This window comes from Pseudomonas sp. PSPC2-3 (genome assembly GCF_049898265.1).
GTDB classification, from domain to species: Bacteria; Pseudomonadota; Gammaproteobacteria; order Pseudomonadales; family Pseudomonadaceae; genus Aquipseudomonas; species Aquipseudomonas veronii.
Window position 1 is genome coordinate 50791 of sequence record NZ_JAFCXJ010000018.1, and the last position, 13634, is coordinate 64424.

Below are 13634 nucleotides of genomic sequence, written 5' to 3' on the forward strand. Positions count from 1 at the left end.
CAGGTTCTCCTTGAGGGTTGAATCAAGCCAGGTACTTCACGCCAAGGCTGGCGAACAGGCAAAGCATCGAAAGCACCAGCACCTTGCGCACAACATCGTTGCCTTTACGGATGGCCAGGGCGCTGCCTATGTGGTTGCCCAGGATGTTGCAGGCCACTAGTGGCAGGGCCAGCAGGTACACCACCTTGCCGGCCACAATGAAGGCGACCAGCGCGCCAATGTTGGAGGCGAAGTTGAAGCTTTTCGAGTTGGCCGAGCTGGACACCAGGTCCATCTTCAGCAGGTAGTGGAAGGCGATGATGAACATGCTGCCAGTGCCCGGCCCGAAAAAGCCGTCGTAGAAACCGATGACCAAGCAGGTCAGGGGCACTACGGTGAAGAGCATGCGGTTGCTGAGTGTGTGCTCTTGTACCGGCCGATCCTTGGGCGTGAGAAAGATCAAGATGCCAAGAGTGATAAGCGCCAGGATGATCTTGCCCACGGTTTCCGGGGAAATCGACACGATCAGGTGGGCGCCCATGTAAGCGCCCAGCAGCGCGAACGGCACGCCCACCAGCGCCACTTTCCACACCATCTTGCTGTTGGCGAAGAAGTTGCGGATGGCGGCCAGAGTGCCTAGGGTGCTGACCAGCTTTTCCTGGCCCAGCGCTACCTGCGGCGGCAGCCCCACCAGCAGGAAACCAGGCACTAGGAACAGCCCGCCCCCCCCGGCAATGCTGTCTACGAAGCCGGCGACAAAAGCGATTGTGCCCAGCAGCATGATGGCCAGTATCCAGTGCTGGGCCCAGAACGATCCGAGTAATTCCATGGTGGTACCTGTTTAGTCAATGTGGCGATCAGGAAAGGACTTCGTAAAGGTGGTCGGCGCGGCTGTGGCAGCGTCGGCTGCGGTCTTGAGGTTTGCGCTTTCCATTTCAGGTGAAGTTCCATATTTTGATGTGGATGGGTAAAAAATATTGAATCGATGCAATCATTCTAATTCCTTGAAATAAATCGACTCAATATGTTTTTGATACCTAAATTGACATTGTTTCGCTTGACTGATCATAACCTGATGATTTTATTGATTTTAATTGGCAATAAAATCTGCAGCAGCTGCTGCCGGACTGCACTTTCCCTCCGTTATGGCGCAGATGCTCCGTGCAAAATTCGGTCGCGTTGCCTTGCGGTGACGGCTGAAGTCTTGTGTTTCGGTAGAAAATCAATGACATGTATTTGGTCGGTGTAATGTTTTGAATCGACTAATATTGAGTCGATTGTTGTGCGATTACGCTTATGAAAAATTTCATGGTAGGATTTCGCGCTTCAGTTGTTTCTGGTGTCGTTCCTATGTGGGTTCCTGAATACAGCGGCCATGGCCAGCCGGTTTACTTGATGATCGCCGACGCACTGGCGCGTGACATCGCTTCCGGGCACTTGGCCGCGGGCGAGCGCCTGCCCACCCTCAAGGAGCTGGCTGAGGCGTTGAAAGTGACGCCGGGCACCATCGGCCGCTCCTACGACGAGGCGGCCAAGCGCGGCCTGGTGATCGGGGAAGTGGGACGAGGCACATTCGTGCTGCCGACCCGCGCTGTCTTGGCGCCGGTGGCCAGACTCGGCGTTGCCTCCAAGGTAGATACCGGGCAGATAGACCTGTCGATCATCAAGCCCTGCGACGCCGGCATGAGCGACTGGCTGCGAGGAGCAATCGAGGAGTTGGCGCAGGCGCCGGAGTTGGGATCGATCCTGGATTACGTCACCGACGGCGGCCATTCCGTGCATAAGGAGGCCGGCGCGTTGTGGGTGCAGCGCTGCCTGCCGGACGCCAATGCCCAACAGATCGTGTTGACGGCTGGTGCCCAACACGGCTTGCTGGTGGCCATCGGCGGCCTGTCCAGCGTCGGCGATATGATTCTGTGTGAGGAATATTGCTATCCGGGGATCATCTCCCTGGCCCACAGCCTAGGCCGTCGCCTGCACGGGGTGCAGGTCGATGAGTACGGCCTGGTACCGGCGGCGCTGCGGGCCGCGTGCATCGAGCACCGGCCCACGCTGCTGGTGACGGTGGCCACGCACCAGAACCCCACCAACTCGATCATGCCCGAATCGCGTCGCCTGGAAATCGCCGAGATCGCCCGCGAGTTTGACCTGTACATCATCGATGATGATATCTACGGCTTTCTTGAGACACGCCCCGCGCACAAGCCGTTGTCGGCCTATGCCCCGGAGCGCTCGGTATACCTGACCAGCCTGTCCAAGAGCTTGTTACCGGCCCTGCGCATCGGTTACCTGTACGCGCCGCCGCAAACCCTATCGCGGCTGTCGTCCATGGTGCGCAGCAGTGTGTGGATGCCGTCGCCGTTGATGGCTCAATTGGCCAGCAACCTGATCACCAGTGGCCGTGGGGCGCAATTGGTGCGGGTGCAACAGGAGGAAGCTGCGGAGCGCCAGCGCCTGGCGCGGCAGCTACTGGGCTCGTACGACATTCGCACCCAACCCAACAGCTTCCATGTATGGCTCGAATTGCCCGAGCCCTGGACCAGCGACGAGTTCGCCAACCTCGCGCGCGCCAACGGCGTGATCGTGGTCAGTGGCAGCCAGTTCCTGGCCCAGCGCAGCGCCAGCACCCGTGGGGTACGCATCGCCCTGATGGGCCCTAGCCGTGCGGAGTTGGGGTTTGCGTTGACCAAGTTGGTCAGCCTGCTGGCTGCGCCGGAGCCGCGGTTGTTTTATTGATTGTTGTGGGGAGGGCGGTGGGAGGCATGAAGGCGATTGTCTTGAGGTCTTTTGCGCTCTCAAGATTGAGCGCCGCTCGTGCGACGTTCCTCGGCTCACCTTCTCTGCCGCGAGAGTTGGCAAGCCGGATGTCAGCCTAGTCCTTTCATGATGCGACTCGCCCAAAACCTTGCGCAGCCTGTCACCCATTCGGCCTCGCGGTTTTTTAGGGTTCGTGTGATCTGGCTGCCCATCGTCGGATGGCTTTCTTTGCTGTTGGCGTTTTTTTTAGCCATATGGCGGAGGAGGGAGGGCATGATTCCGGCGAGCAAAACCCTACAAGCAACAGCATACGATCCGGCCAGGCCTTTACCGCTGCTGTTTGGTGAAGGCACGAAACTCAAGATCACCAGCGCATTTGAGCTTCATTCGATGATGGAGAAAGGATTTCCGTCGGAGTTGGTAATCGCCCCCGCTACGTGACCACCATGTGTTTTCGAAGGTGCTCGGGCTTTCGGATCGAACAGTGCAGCGGCGAACCTAAGCGGTGACAAATGAATGCCCTGCTATTATAATTTGATTATCATTGATCGATTTAGGCGACAGGCAATTCCATGGAAAACAAGACTGCACGACTGACTGTGCTCATTGATCCCGTCAAGAAAAAAGCCCTTGAGGAGCTTTGCGCGTCTCAGGACCTGACACCTTCTCAGGTCGTTCGTCAGCTGATTCGGGACTACCTCGAGACGCATGGCGTGTCCTACGCGACCAAAAGCAAAATTGCGGCCAATGCCAAGTAATTCATCCCTGTATGGGCGGGCACGACAAGTGCCTGCTCATCGCGCGTCATTCACTGTCTCCTACGTCTCGCCCTGACTCTCGTTGATCTGGGTATGACTGACCAGTGCGCCATTGAAGTCGGCATGATAATGCTGTGAACCGAGCACCTGAAGAATCCCGGCCCGGTCGAGCTTGCCAAGCACTTTCTCATTGGCTTCACACAGCTTTACGACAATGCCGCGCTTGTGCAGTTGCTCAATGACTTCGAGCAGCGTTTGCAACCCCGTGATGTCCATAAACGGCACGCGCTTCAGGCGAATAATCAACGTTCTGGGATCGGTGTGCGTTTGCGCCAAAACACGTTCAAAGGTTTCTGCGGCGCCAAAGAACAGAGGCCCCTCGATGGTGTAGACCAAAACACCGGGAGGAAGATGTGCATGTCCATTTGTACGCAACTCTGCCTCCAGCTCATCTTCGACCATTAGCTGTACCTCGACAGAGGACGCCATGCGACGCATGAATTGCAGCATGGCAAGAATCACCCCAATGTTCACGGCGATCGTCAGGTCACTGAATACGGTCAGGCCGAAGGTGATTAGCAGGATGGCAACGTCGGCTTTGGGCGCGCGTTTGACCATGCGTTTGAAGTGCTTCAGTTCGCTCATGTTGTAAGCGACCACGAACAAGATCGCCGCCAATGCGCAAAGCGGGATATCCGAAGCCAGCGGCGCCAGAAAGAAGATCAGCAAAATCAACGTGAGGGAGTGGGCAATGCCCGCGATTGGGCTATTGCCGCCATTGCGGATGTTGGTGGCCGTTCGAGCGATCGCCCCTGTCGCAGCGAAGCCACCGAACAGAGGGGTGACCAGGTTGGCAATGCCTTGTCCGATCAACTCCTGATTGGAGTCATGTTTGGTGCCGGCCATCCCGTCGGCGACAATCGCCGACAACAGTGACTCGATAGCCCCAAGCATCGCGATTGCAAACGCAGGGCCAATCAACTCAATGACCTGGGGCAGCGTTATTGCTGGAAGGCCGATTTGGGGAAGGCCTTGAGGAATGCCCCCAAATGCACTGCCGATCGTGGCCACGCCGTCGAACTGAAAATAGGCATGCAACGCCGTCACCACGACCATCGCGATCAGCGGGCCGGGAACACGCTTTAAACCCGGCAGTTTAGGCGCGAGGATCACCAGTGCCAGGCTCAGCAGGGCCAACAGTGTCGTGGGTACATGAAGGTTGGGGAATGCCTGGATGAGGTGCCACAGCCGCTGGTGGAAGTGCTCGCCACTGATTTTCGGCAAGCCCAGAAAGTCTTTCCATTGCCCGACCCAAATGATCACCCCGATGCCGGCGGTGAATCCCACAATCACCGGGTCAGGGATGAACTTGATGAGTGCGCCAAGTTTGGTGATGCCGAGCAGCAACAAAATTGCCCCGGCCATCATTGTCGCGACCTGCAAGCCATCAACGCCGTACTTGGCTGTCACGCTGGCCAGAATGACGATGAATGCGCCTGTGGGGCCCGCAATCTGCAGCCGGCTTCCGCCGAACAGCGAAACCAGCAAACCACCCACAATGGCCGTGTAGATCCCCTGTTCCGGCTTGACGCCGGAGGCGATGGCAAATGCCATGGCCAAGGGCAGCGCCACGACGCCGACGATGATCCCTGAGACGATATTTCCAAGCCAATGCTCGCGCCCTAACAAGCCCGCTTTCCAAGCTTCTCGTATCGCAATCATGACTAGCCTCGTTCTGGTGGCATGTGCATACTATTCACACGTTATGATAATAGCAAAGCAATTGGCCTAGCCTCGGTACAACACCGGCGACGCTCTAGATTCAGTGCTCAGAGAGCTGAGCCCTATGCTCGGAGACCGCGCATGAAACGCGAAGATGTCAAAACCAAACACGGGGAAGGCATGCACTTCGACACGCATGTGATAGCCAACCCGGCCAACACGCACGAGTGGATCATTCTTTTCAAAAAGGATGCCGGGAGAAGCTATTTTCTGGTCAATGACAACGAGGAAGTGGAGTCATTTGGACGCCTCGATGATCTGATCCATGAGCTTCGCGAGCTGGGTATCAAATCTGCCGAAGTGCATTTCTGACAGCCACCCTCAGAAAGGTTGAGCAGGTCAGTAAAGATTGAGTTCTGTTAAAGAAAGAATCGACGCCCCCCCCATCCTTTTCCGCGATCGCCTGACACGGATCAACGCTGATCCGGCCCCATGAGCCGCGTCGACGCCCGTATGCAACCGGGTCAGGCACTTACGCGATTGTCGAAGTGCGTAGGGCGGCTCCAAGACGCGATAAGCAAACCCCGAGTCCTAGTGTGTCGTGCTTGGTGCATGGCGCGCCGGGCTTTCGAGCGCGCAAAAAAAAAGGCCACGCAAGGTGGCCTAAACGGGTTCAAGCATAGGAGGGCTCTATTGGCCAAAAAATACAGGCCCGCCCTGAAGTCTTAGGGCCAATAGCGTTGGTCTGCTGGCTGACAAACCCCTTCGTCAGCAGCATTCAAGCCGGCAACTCGATCCTGGTCTGTGGCTCAGGACCTAGTTGCCTTGTATTATAATAGTGTTAACATAATATTGTAATCAACGTCTAATTAGGGGCTCGCATGACTACCGACTTCAAGAAGGCTGCACTGGATTACCATGAATTCCCGACCCCAGGAAAAATCGGCATTGCGCTGACCAAGCCTGCCGATACCGCCGCCCAACTCGCACTGGCGTACAGCCCTGGCGTAGCCGAGCCCGTTCGCGAAATCGCGAAGGACCCGGAGAACGTCTATCGCTTTACCGGAAAAGGCAATCTGGTGGCCGTGATCACAAACGGTACGGCCATTTTGGGCCTCGGCGATCTGGGCCCCTTGGCCAGTAAGCCGGTCATGGAAGGCAAAGCGTTGCTGTTCAAGCGTTTTGCCGGTATCGACTCGATCGATATCGAAGTCAATGCCGAGAGTTCCCAGGCTTTTATCGACACCGTCGTGCGTATCGCCGACACCTTTGGTGGGATCAATCTGGAAGACATCAAAGCCCCCGAGTGCTTTGAAATCGAGGACGCGCTGATCGAACAGTGCAACATCCCGGTCTTCCATGACGACCAGCACGGCACCGCCATCGTCACCGCGGCCGGCATGCTCAATGCGCTGGAGATTCAGGGCAAAACGCTGGAGAACGCGAGAATCGTCTGCCTTGGCGCCGGTGCCGCAGCCACGGCGTGCATGCGCCTGCTGCTCAGCCTTGGCGCGCAAAAAAGCAATCTGTACATGGTCGATCGTACCGGTGTCATCCACTCGGAGCGCAAAGACCTCAACCAATACAAAGCACAATTCGTTAACGACGGTGGCCCGCGCACGTTGATGGAAGCCATGAACGGTGCCGATGTGTTCGTGGGGTTGTCTGGCGCCAATCTGCTTCCGGCTGAAGCGCTGGCGGCGATGGCTCCCAAGCCGATCGTGTTTGCCTGCTCGAACCCCGATCCTGAAATCAGCTACGAGTTGGCCATGGCCACGCGTGATGACTTGATCATGGCGACCGGTCGCTCCGACTACCCGAACCAGGTCAATAACGTTCTGGGCTTTCCATTCATCTTCCGCGGCACCCTGGATGTTCGGGCAACCCGGATCAACGAAGCGATGAAAATTGCGGCAGTGGAAGCACTGCGCCAATTGGCCAAAGAGCCAACCCCTGTGGAAGTGCTGCGAGCGTTCAACGTCGACAAGCTTGAGTTTGGGCGCGATTACATTCTCCCCAAAGCGCTCGATGCTCGCCTGCTCGGTGCAATCGCCGGCGCAGTGGCCAAGGCCGCTATCGACACCGGTGTTGCGAAGCTGCATTACCCGGCGCACTACCCGCTGTAAGCGGAGGTCAATCAGGCTGATGTGCGGCAGTTGCACGACCTTTTGCACGGTTGGCAGCTGTCGCACTCGGCGGATATCCGGCCGCCGCAGCTCCTGAACATCGACAGCCCGCCATTTGCAAGATCATCCGTTCTTGAATGATCCGAGCCACAACCCGTCTTCCTTTTATGCCTGCCTAAAAGCGATCTCACCCTGTCACGCACAGGCGTTCTAAGACCTTGGTATCATCCGGAAAACGCTGCTTTCTACCACGTGGAATTAGCATTGTATGTTAATGTTATGCGCGTCATCGATGGAGCAAATGACTGCACGCTTGATCCGGGCGCTCACCTGTAACCGCCGCATCCATAGCGAGAGCTGACACCCGTTCAGGTCGCTCGTCAATTGATCCGCAATGACCTGCGCGGTCACGGCGCGGAGGATGAAACATAGCACTCTGCCGCGGTGAAAGCCGTCAGACAGTCAATGCCTATCAGCAGACTCGTGACACCAGTCTCAGTGACCCCATCAATACAGCAGGCTGACACAGCGCTGTTAAGGAAGAGACCATGAGCAAAACCATCGCAATCATCAAGGGTGACGGCATCGGCCCTGAGATCATGCAAGCGACGCTACGCGTACTCGATGCCCTTGACTGCAATCTTCAGTACGACTTCGTTGAGGCCGGCTTGGAGGCCTTGCAGCAGCATGGGCAGCTGATGCCGCCCGCGTCCATCGATACGATCGCCAAACACGGCGTCGCACTCAAAGGCCCTCTGACCACGCCGATTGGCCGCGGCTTCTCCTCGATCAACGTCCACCTTCGCCGCCACTTCGATCTCTACGCCAACGTCCGACCGGCGATCAGTTTCCCCGGCACTCGTTCGCGCTTCGAGGGTATCGATATCATCACGGTGCGTGAAAATACCGAAGGGGCGTACCTGCCAGAAGGGCAAAGTATTTCGGAAGACGGCGAAGTCGCTCTGGCAAGCATTCGCGTAACACGCACAGCCTCCGAACGCATCGTGCGCTACGCGTTCGAGCTGGCTCGTAGCAAAGGCCGCAAAAAAGTGACCGCGGTACACAAGGCCAACATCATCAAGTCGTGCTCCGGGCTGTTCCTTGACGTGGCGCGTGAGGTTGCCGAGGATTATCCGGAAATCGAATTCCACGAGATGATCGTCGACAATGCCTGTATGCAGTTGGTGATGAATCCCCATCAATTCGATGTCATCGTCACCACCAACCTGTTTGGCGACATCCTTTCAGACCTGTGCGCAGGCCTGGTCGGTGGGTTGGGCTTGGCGCCGGGGTCCAACATCGGTGCCGATGCAGCCATCTTCGAAGCGGTCCACGGTTCGGCACCGGACATCGCCGGCAAGAACATCGCGAACCCGTGTGCATTGTTATTGGCCGCCGCAGACATGCTTGATTACCTGGGCATGGTGGACAAGGGCACGCGCATTCGTACCGCTATCCGCGTTGTTCTGGAAAACTCCCGTGACCAAGTGACACCCGATATGGGCGGGGCCGGTACCACTGAGTCCTTCGCCGATGCCTTGGTGGCCTACTTGCGTGCCTGAGTAGAGCGTCAGGAAACGCGCGCCAGCTCACTGCGAGCTGGCGACTTTCTACGTGTGCTCCACGCGGACCTGCCCGTAGGGCCGCTGGCTGGAAAACCTTCCGATACTCGAGTCCTCCAGCAGTCTTTTGTTGCCGTAACGTTGGCGTTAATAGACGTTAATCCAACATCATTATTTGCTGCGATCGCACTTGTAGATGCGCGAGGTGCCAAGGAAACAATTCAGAAATGAATTTCAGCTACCTTGATACCGATTTCGCGCAGCTCATGAATCAAATCATCAAGGTACCGAAAAGGTTCGATTTCTTCGTTGTCATTGACTAGGAAGAAGCTTCTTCCGGCATCCTTTTTAAAGAAGACGATCCACTCCTGGGTGTTGGCCGGGTTGGCAATCAAATGGGTATCAAACTGAATGCCTTCAGCGTATTTGGTTTTTACGTCTTCACGTTTCATACGGGTCTCCAAGCGCTCACGTAGTGCTGCTTTCATGCATGTCTCTGCCTCCTGGCAATCAATCAAAAGACCTCGTCCGGGCCTGAGGCCAGGGCGACGTCGATTGCCTTTCTATTATCACTGCATGATAATATTATGCACATATGATCCAGTGGAGGATAGTCGTGTGCAGAGCTGTCGAAGCGCCTGAGCCACGCGGGTCCGCCCGATGCCCTGGCGTTCAAGGCACACCGCCATGCGGCTGGCTTTGCTTTTGATTCAATGCATAAGGTTTCTGAATTTTAAGGACGACAGTCATCATGCGCAAAACAGCAATTGAGAAACGCCTTGCGCTGAATGCTCCGCCCCTGGAGCCAGGGCAACGACTGTTGGTTGGCCTTGAGCAATGTGTCGTCGTTCGGCAGCGAGAAACAGGGATCCATCAAGTTGTATTCGACTGCAAAGCCCCCAAGACTGCTCGGGTTTTTTGGGCGGAATATGAGTGGATGTTCATCGGCCGGATTAAGCGGCACGCTGAGCAAGATCCTTCATTGGAACGCTTTGTCTCGGTGCTGAGAGCAGGGTCTGAAGACTGACAGGCAGTCACGGCTCTGATCGACAGTACGCTTGGCTGAGCGCAGCCAGGTCGTGCCAGATAGAGAAAAGCCTGCAGCCATGCAGGCTTTTTTGCTGGTGTCGTTCCAGTCATCCAGGCGCACGGTGTGAGCAAGCCGAGCGACACTTCAATCCAGCAAGCGCTTCAACCCGGCGACGCCAACCGGCGGCTCCACTGTCCACGGCACTACGATGACAGCATGGTTGGTTTCTTCGGCCACTCTCGCCATTTGTTTGCGCTCGCTATCCAGGCGCGCTCGTAGCAGCGGGTCTGTCGTATCGGTGGCCAGCAACGACTTATTGACCACCCAGGCAAACGGTTCGATGTCGGCCCTGCGCAAGTCATCCTGCAGCGCTGCCGCCTGCGACACCGGGGTGGCTTCGGGCAGCGTGACGAGGATGATCTTGGTGTAGTCCGCATCTTGCAGGCGCATCAACGGCGTGACGATGTGGTCCGAGGCTTTGCCTTTGAATTCGCGAACCATCTGGCGGTGATAGGCGCCTGTGGCGTCCATCAGGAGCAGGGAGTGACCTGTGGGGGCCGTGTCGAGTACCACGAATGCACTTCTGGCTTGCGCAACCACACGGGAGAATGCGTGGAACACCGCGACCTCTTCGGTACATGGGGATTGCAGATCCTCGATGAGCAAGGCGGTTTCGTCTTCCGTCAGGCTTGGCGCGCGGGAGGCGACGATCTTGTCCACGTACTTTTGGGTCTCGACCTTAGGGTCGATGCGGCCGACGCTGAGTCCCTGCACATCGGCATTGAGGGTTACCGCCAGATGCGCCGCAGGATCTGTCGTACTCAGGTGTACGGACTTGCCATGCTGTACCAGTCCCAGGGCGATGGCGGCGGCAATGGTGGTTTTGCCCACACCGCCTTTGCCCATGACCATGATCAGGCCGCGCTGGTCGTGGGCTAACTCGGCGATCAATTCCGCGAGTGCGTGATATTCCAGGCGCGACGGTACTGGGTTTGCAATGCTGGCTGGGACAGCAAGCTCGGGTGTCAGCAGTGCGCGAAGCGCGGGCAAGCCAACCGAATCCACGGCCTTGAGTGGGATGTAGTCGGCTGAAAGCTGGCGCAGTGACGCGGGCATCTCGTCGAGCGCCTGTTGGCCCATAGCTTCGATCGCGGCGGCGATCGGGTCATTCAAGTCGCTGCGTTTGAATACAGCATTGACCACCAGGCGCTGGTGGTTCAAGCCCAGTTCACGGAGTTCGTCGCTGGAGCGTGCAGCCTCGCTGAGGGCGCCTTTATCAGGGCGCGTCACCAGAACAACGGTGGTCAGGGCTGGATCATTGAGCGCCACCAATGCCTGATTGAACAACTGCTCCTGCATTTTCAAGCCCGAGTGTGGCCCCAGGCATGATGCGCCACGATCGTTGCCTTTTAGAAAGCCGCTCCACGCTTTTGGCAGGCTCAACAATCTGAGCGTGTGCCCCGTGGGCGCGGTATCGAACACGATGTGGTCATACGCCGCGCTGCCCTGCGACAGCAGGTGGGAGAACTCATCGAAGGTTGCGATTTCGGTCGTGCATGCCCCGGAGAGTTGCTCACGCACCAAGGCGATGTCTTCATCGCGGGCCTGGTCGCCCATTTGCTCGATCACCCGGGCCCGATAGTCAATTGCTGCGGTCCCTGGGTCGATATTGAGCACGAACATTCCAGGCACGTGCGGCACCGCGACAGGCTGATTGCTCAGCTCGACGCCGAGCATCTCGTCAAGGTTCGAGGCGGCGTCCGTGCTGACCAGCAGTACCTTCTTGCCGGCCTCGGCCAGGGCGAGTGATACCGCGGTTGAGACCGACGTTTTGCCGACACCGCCCTTGCCGGTGAAGAACATATATCGGGTGGGTTGATCGAGCAATTTGAGGGTGGGCTGCATGGCACGCTGACTCCCTTGCGGAGCATGACTGGGTTTTGCAGTTTAGACCGATGTTCAGAATCGCCAATGGGGTCATATCAATCAAACGGTAATTTTTACCGTCCTGATAGAGGAGTGTTCTGTCGGAAGAGGGCAGTAATCCATAACCCAAGTGAACAGCCTGTTTGGCTGGTTTTTGCCCTGCGGATCACATCGTCGAGCGTGCTGCAATTCAAATAATTGGAAAACAGAGAAAAGCCCCACAGCACACGCCGATTTTTCGACGTAGGTATTTCTTTAAAAAGCCTTGATCATCGACGCCGCTCTCTCACAACAAGAGGGCAAATCTGAAAAGCAAAGACGAGCTGGCTGACAGTCATCCGCCTGTGGAGTTGTTTGCTCTAGAAAAAGGTTGGCATTGAGACTTGCTCCCCAGTAGTTAGTTGAATGCCTGCATAACTTGACGTGATAAGGAATAGTCGTGTGAATAAAAAATTAATCGTATGCACATTGTTGGCGTGCTCTGCATTTTCGGCGCTCAGCCATGCGGCGGACGGCACTATTAACTTCACCGGTACGATCACCGATGCCGCGTGTACTGTTACACCCGGTACTGCCAATCAGACGGTGACAATGGGGACGGTCAGTTCAACGGCATTGGCCAATGTCGGCGATACCGCGGCCCCGACCCGGTTCGATATCGTCCTGACTAACTGCCCGGCCACGGCCACCAGCGCGGTCGTAAAGTTTGATGGCCCGACCGACGGGAATAACAGCAGTTTGATTGCCCTGACGAGTGGGGCTGGAACCGCCGAGGGTGTGGCGATCGGTGTGTATGAGGGGGATGCCGCTACGTTGATTCCCGTGGGCTCCCCGTCCGTCAGCAAGCCTCTTTCTCCGGTAGCCGACACCACCTTCAACTTCTTCGCCAAATATGTGGCAACCGCTCCAGTGGTGGCCGGTTCCGGCAACGCCGTCAGTGATTTCACAGTTATTTATAACTGATCACTAAGACAGGCCGGGCACGCTGCTCGGCCTTCTCAACAAGTGGGTTTGCTCACGTGCAGGCTTGAGCAAAGCGTCGGTAGGAGATACGTCGATGGGGTGGCTGAAATACATGTTAACCGCCGGCCTGCTGGTCGGTACGGTGCATACGGCTATTGCGGGTGTGGTGGTGGGGGGCACGCGGGTGGTGTACGACGGCTCAAGGAAAGAAGCCTCGATTTCGGTGAAAAACACCGAGAAGACCAAGCCGTATCTGATTCAGTCATGGGTCGATGACGGGGCGCAGACTGCACCTGGCAAGGCGCCGTTTATCATGACGCCGCCGCTGTTTCGGCTGGATGCCGAGCAGGAGAATGTGCTGCGCATCATTCGCACTGGAGGGGATTTTCCTCAGGACAGAGAGTCGGTGTTCTGGGTGAATATCAAGTCGATTCCCGCCTCGGAAAAAACCGAAGAAAACCAACTGCTGATTTCTGTGAAGAGTCGGATAAAACTCTTCTATCGCCCACCGGGAATGCCAGGAGAGTCGCTGAATGCTTATAAGGCACTGGTCTTTACGCGGGTAGGTAAAGCGTTGCAGGTCAACAACCCTACGGCGTATCACGTATCTTTTTTTCGCGTGAGCGTGGGTGACCAGGTTATTAACGATGCCGGTATGGTTGCTCCCAAAAGTACATTGGCCTGGCCGATGCCGGAAGGTGCAAGTGGAGCCGTCAGTTGGCAAGCCATCAATGATTATGGCGGTATTACGCCGCAGGCCAGTGCGCCACTCTAATTCATAAGGGCTGTTAGTTTTAACGGCTACCTGTTT

At 56.8% G+C, this 13634-nt stretch carries 13 protein-coding genes; 9 read left to right on the top strand and 4 right to left on the bottom strand.

What is annotated here, in order from left to right; genetic code table 11:
* Positions 1-22: 22 nt before the first annotated feature.
* Positions 23-808, bottom strand: coding sequence for a sulfite exporter TauE/SafE family protein (locus tag ACP7E3_RS31030; protein WP_426125414.1), 786 nt, complete (start codon positions 806-808; stop codon positions 23-25).
* 521 nt (positions 809-1329) lie between these two features.
* Between ACP7E3_RS31030 and ACP7E3_RS31035 the strand changes: the two genes are divergently transcribed.
* The 3 genes from ACP7E3_RS31035 to ACP7E3_RS31045 all read left to right on the top strand — a co-directional run bounded on the left by ACP7E3_RS31035 (position 1330) and on the right by ACP7E3_RS31045 (position 3494).
* Entirely contained in the window at positions 1330-2715 is a 1386-nt protein-coding gene (locus ACP7E3_RS31035; protein ID WP_128192368.1) for a PLP-dependent aminotransferase family protein, read from the top strand.
* A 147-nt stretch (positions 2716-2862) separates the two neighbouring features.
* A complete protein-coding gene (locus ACP7E3_RS31040; protein ID WP_057005948.1) occupies positions 2863-3177 on the top strand; it encodes a hypothetical protein in 315 nt (104 codons plus the stop codon).
* A 131-nt stretch (positions 3178-3308) separates the two neighbouring features.
* The gene (locus tag ACP7E3_RS31045; RefSeq protein WP_017845887.1) at positions 3309-3494 is read left to right on the top strand and encodes a ribbon-helix-helix protein, CopG family; all 186 of its coding nucleotides are present in this window, start codon (positions 3309-3311) and stop codon (positions 3492-3494) included.
* Between the two features lie 60 nt (positions 3495-3554).
* Here ACP7E3_RS31045 and ACP7E3_RS31050 read toward each other — a convergent pair whose 3' ends face one another.
* Positions 3555-5216, bottom strand: coding sequence for a SulP family inorganic anion transporter (locus ACP7E3_RS31050; RefSeq protein WP_026139891.1), 1662 nt, complete (start codon positions 5214-5216; stop codon positions 3555-3557).
* Between the two features lie 141 nt (positions 5217-5357).
* On the opposite strand from ACP7E3_RS31050, the gene ACP7E3_RS31055 reads away from it, so the two are divergent.
* The 3 genes from ACP7E3_RS31055 to ACP7E3_RS31065 all read left to right on the top strand — a co-directional run bounded on the left by ACP7E3_RS31055 (position 5358) and on the right by ACP7E3_RS31065 (position 8904).
* The gene (locus ACP7E3_RS31055; RefSeq protein WP_017845889.1) at positions 5358-5588 is read left to right on the top strand and encodes a hypothetical protein; all 231 of its coding nucleotides are present in this window, start codon (positions 5358-5360) and stop codon (positions 5586-5588) included.
* Positions 5589-6097: 509 nt separating this feature from the next.
* On the top strand, positions 6098-7342 hold the full coding sequence (locus tag ACP7E3_RS31060) for a malic enzyme-like NAD(P)-binding protein (RefSeq protein WP_426125417.1): 1245 nt from the start codon (positions 6098-6100) through the stop codon (positions 7340-7342).
* Positions 7343-7890: 548 nt separating this feature from the next.
* Positions 7891-8904 (top strand): isocitrate dehydrogenase, encoded by a 1014-nt coding sequence (locus ACP7E3_RS31065; RefSeq protein WP_079444408.1) that lies wholly within the window; start codon positions 7891-7893, stop codon positions 8902-8904.
* Between the two features lie 221 nt (positions 8905-9125).
* Here ACP7E3_RS31065 and ACP7E3_RS31070 read toward each other — a convergent pair whose 3' ends face one another.
* Complete coding sequence (locus ACP7E3_RS31070; protein ID WP_017845892.1) at positions 9126-9356, bottom strand: hypothetical protein; 231 nt, start codon at positions 9354-9356, stop codon at positions 9126-9128.
* Between the two features lie 299 nt (positions 9357-9655).
* Here ACP7E3_RS31070 and ACP7E3_RS31075 point away from each other — a divergent pair, with 299 nt between their 5' ends.
* Complete coding sequence (locus tag ACP7E3_RS31075; RefSeq protein ID WP_046382602.1) at positions 9656-9931, top strand: hypothetical protein; 276 nt, start codon at positions 9656-9658, stop codon at positions 9929-9931.
* 147 nt (positions 9932-10078) lie between these two features.
* Here ACP7E3_RS31075 and arsA read toward each other — a convergent pair whose 3' ends face one another.
* Complete coding sequence (gene arsA, locus ACP7E3_RS31080) at positions 10079-11839, bottom strand: arsenical pump-driving ATPase (protein WP_079444407.1); 1761 nt, start codon at positions 11837-11839, stop codon at positions 10079-10081.
* A 462-nt stretch (positions 11840-12301) separates the two neighbouring features.
* On the opposite strand from arsA, the gene ACP7E3_RS31085 reads away from it, so the two are divergent.
* Together ACP7E3_RS31085 and ACP7E3_RS31090 are read left to right on the top strand one after the other, a co-directional pair.
* Entirely contained in the window at positions 12302-12823 is a 522-nt protein-coding gene (locus ACP7E3_RS31085) for a fimbrial protein (protein ID WP_017845895.1), read from the top strand.
* A 94-nt stretch (positions 12824-12917) separates the two neighbouring features.
* Positions 12918-13598: a fimbrial biogenesis chaperone gene (locus ACP7E3_RS31090; protein WP_126589403.1), complete on the top strand. Its 681-nt coding sequence runs from the start codon at positions 12918-12920 to the stop codon at positions 13596-13598.
* The last annotated feature ends 36 nt before the right edge of the window (positions 13599-13634 follow it).

Excerpts from the sequence above, each read along its gene's own strand:
- ACP7E3_RS31035 (WP_128192368.1), top strand. The coding sequence starts at position 1,330 with ATGTGGGTTCCTGAATACAGCGGCCATGGCCAGCCGGTTTACTTGATG.
- ACP7E3_RS31065 (WP_079444408.1), top strand. The coding sequence starts at position 7,891 with ATGAGCAAAACCATCGCAATCATCAAGGGTGACGGCATCGGCCCTGAG.
- ACP7E3_RS31050 (WP_026139891.1), bottom strand. The coding sequence starts at position 5,216 with ATGATTGCGATACGAGAAGCTTGGAAAGCGGGCTTGTTAGGGCGCGAG.
- ACP7E3_RS31090 (WP_126589403.1), top strand. The coding sequence starts at position 12,918 with ATGGGGTGGCTGAAATACATGTTAACCGCCGGCCTGCTGGTCGGTACG.
- ACP7E3_RS31060 (WP_426125417.1), top strand. The coding sequence starts at position 6,098 with ATGACTACCGACTTCAAGAAGGCTGCACTGGATTACCATGAATTCCCG.
- ACP7E3_RS31070 (WP_017845892.1), bottom strand. The coding sequence starts at position 9,356 with ATGAAACGTGAAGACGTAAAAACCAAATACGCTGAAGGCATTCAGTTT.
- arsA (WP_079444407.1), bottom strand. The coding sequence starts at position 11,839 with ATGCAGCCCACCCTCAAATTGCTCGATCAACCCACCCGATATATGTTC.
- ACP7E3_RS31030 (WP_426125414.1), bottom strand. The coding sequence starts at position 808 with ATGGAATTACTCGGATCGTTCTGGGCCCAGCACTGGATACTGGCCATC.
- ACP7E3_RS31040 (WP_057005948.1), top strand. The coding sequence starts at position 2,863 with ATGATGCGACTCGCCCAAAACCTTGCGCAGCCTGTCACCCATTCGGCC.
- ACP7E3_RS31075 (WP_046382602.1), top strand. The coding sequence starts at position 9,656 with ATGCGCAAAACAGCAATTGAGAAACGCCTTGCGCTGAATGCTCCGCCC.
- ACP7E3_RS31055 (WP_017845889.1), top strand. The coding sequence starts at position 5,358 with ATGAAACGCGAAGATGTCAAAACCAAACACGGGGAAGGCATGCACTTC.
- ACP7E3_RS31045 (WP_017845887.1), top strand. The coding sequence starts at position 3,309 with ATGGAAAACAAGACTGCACGACTGACTGTGCTCATTGATCCCGTCAAG.